Origin of the sequence: Rhodococcus sp. (in: high G+C Gram-positive bacteria), assembly GCF_049286785.1 — a bacterium.
Lineage (GTDB): Bacteria > Actinomycetota > Actinomycetes > Mycobacteriales > Mycobacteriaceae > Rhodococcus_F.
In genome coordinates, this window is the sequence record NZ_JBAQEO010000222.1 from 1 (window position 1) to 2,306 (window position 2,306).

At 64.2% G+C, this 2,306-nt stretch carries 2 protein-coding genes and 1 pseudogene; 2 read left to right on the plus strand and 1 reads right to left on the minus strand.

Features of this window, described 5'->3' with window-relative positions; translation table 11 throughout:
* A partial coding sequence (locus WAW17_RS09255; RefSeq protein WP_422332686.1) for an aromatic ring-hydroxylating oxygenase subunit alpha occupies nucleotides 1-853 on the minus strand: 853 nt, incomplete at its 3' end.
* 204 nt (nucleotides 854-1,057) lie between these two features.
* Here WAW17_RS09255 and WAW17_RS09260 point away from each other — a divergent pair.
* Together WAW17_RS09260 and WAW17_RS09265 are read left to right on the plus strand one after the other, a co-directional pair.
* Nucleotides 1,058-2,044, plus strand: a complete 987-nt coding sequence (locus WAW17_RS09260; RefSeq protein ID WP_422332687.1) for a GNAT family N-acetyltransferase — start codon at nucleotides 1,058-1,060, stop codon at nucleotides 2,042-2,044.
* A 177-nt stretch (nucleotides 2,045-2,221) separates the two neighbouring features.
* Nucleotides 2,222-2,306: pseudogene (locus WAW17_RS09265) on the plus strand (SDR family mycofactocin-dependent oxidoreductase); the annotation flags it as partial.

Consider the following 2,306-nt stretch of genomic DNA (forward strand, 5'->3'; position numbering starts at 1 on the left):
GGGTGCTGTTGGGGCCGATGAAGTGGGTCTCGGTGGTGTGCTCGGCCAGGCTCAGGTCGCCAGGGTCCTCCTCGATCCACCGGTCGATGGTCTTGCGTAGGTTCAGGAACCGGCAGTGGTGCCCGAAGTCCTCGAAGGACATGACGTTGGTGTGGATGTGCTTGGCGGCGGTGTTCGGGTGCGCGTACTGGATGTGGTATCCGTCGAGGAACGCGTCCTGCATGAGCTTCCAGTTGACGGGTTCGTCGAACACCTTGGTCCGGGTGTTCACCAACTTGTCGAGACTGTGCGACGCCAGGATCGTGTCCATCTCCGGGCCGAGCCAGTCTGCTACGTCGATGGTGGCGTCGGCGTCGTCGACGACCCAGATGAACCCGTGCCGCTCCTCGGTGGGCAGTTGCACGAGGTTGCGTTCGGAACGATCGGCCTCGCCGAAGGTGTTGTCGCGCGTGATGGTGCGCAGTGTGCCGTCGGTATCGTACGACCAGCGGTGGTACGGGCAGGAGAACAGGCGGCAGCGTCCCTTCTCCTCCTTCTCGACCATGGCTCCCCGGTGACGACACTGGTTGACCAGTGTCTTGACGCCGCCGTCCCGCTGGCGCACGACGATGACGTTGTTACGCGGCAGCTGGAGGGTGAAGAAGTCGCCGGCGCGGGGGATCTCGGAGCCGTGGGCGACAATCGACGGAACCCGGCCGAAGACGCGGTCACGCTCCTTCTTCGCAATGTCCGGGTCGGTGAACTCGACGGGCTCGAACCAGGTGATGTGGTCGTACTCGTCGGTCGTGTCGTTGCGCAGATGATCGAGCGCGCGGCGGATGCGTGTCTCTCGGGGAATGCCGACCTCTGTCATGGGGTGTCCTCCAAAGTGATTCGGAGCGTCGCCTCGCGGGCCACGTCTCCGGCTGCCGTTTCGGGCCGATGACACTAAATCTAACTCACGTAGATTTACGTGTAAACCCGTCGCGGGCTTCCCGGGTCGGCCGCGATCATTGCGGTCATATACCGACTGCCATTAGGTTTGGCGGAAGAAACCGGCAGATGAGGAGCGAACAGAATGATCGCGTATCAATGGTGTTCGGAAATGGAATCCGACGATCGAGACGAGGTGCTCGGGCTCGTTGCTGCGGCCGCCGAGTACGACGCGGAGGCGGGGTTCTCACGAGTAGACCCGGGTGATGTGACATCCACCGACCGCGATGGCGTCCGGGTTCTCCACCTGCCGATCAAGGCACGCAGAGGCCTGAGCACACGCGACGATGCGCCACTGGCGATCGTGGCGTACCTGCACCTTCGGATAGACGCCGAGGGGTTGGGCACCGTGCAGTTCGTCGTCCATCCCGACTATCGGTCCCGGGGTATCGCGACGGTGCTCGTCGAAGAAATCGGCCTGGACCCGACGGCTGAGGGTGGTTGGGCCGGAACCGGTGCAGTTGCGCTCCGATGCTGGGCATACAGCACGCACCCCGCTGCCGGGCGCCTCACGCGCCGGTTCGGGATCCCGCCGGTGAGCCGGCTGTGGACGCTGTTCCGTCACCTGTCCGGCCCGTTCGCAAGCCCGCTCGACCCCGCGACCGTGCCGAAAGGCATCTCTGTCGGTGACGCGCTCCAATTCGGCAATCCGGAAGTGCCGCGATCGATCGACGACGTGCTGCACTCGGTACCGCTGGTGCCCGCCGAGCGTGAACGGCTGGAGGACGAGCTTCGCATCGGGACCGGGCGCATCCTGGCGGCGAGCGACTCGACAGGGTCGTGCGTGGGGTTCGTGTGGTTCGACCCCGAGCTCGCCACGCATCTCGAGCTGCGGGCGGCATCGATTCGAGGTCTCGTCGTCGCGGAAGCGGCCCGCGGGTCGGGGCTGGGGACCACGCTGATGGTGATGGCGCTCAATGCGCTGCGCGATGCCGGGGCGCAGCTCGCGCTGATTCGCATCGACCCGAAAGATACGGGCGCGGTACGGATGTGCCGTCTGATGTCGTTCGAGCAGGAAGAGGAGCACTCGTGCTATCAGGTGGGGGCGTGTGCCGAGGTGCCCAGCTTTTGAGCAGCCGAGTGATACAAAAGACGAATTCTGTTAGGTGTTGACCTAACGCCTGTAGGCCACTACGGTCTGTGTTGTGGCTCACAAGCGATTGTGGGCCGGCGCCAATTCGTACATTCAACCGTCCCGCTCGAGAGCGCCTGCGCCCGATGTGAGACGTAAACTCCGAGAGGCACACTCATGGATCGGCTAGAAGGCAAGGTTGCGTTCATCACCGGTGCGGCACGTGGTCAGGGAAGATCACACGCGGTTCGGCTCGCGGAAG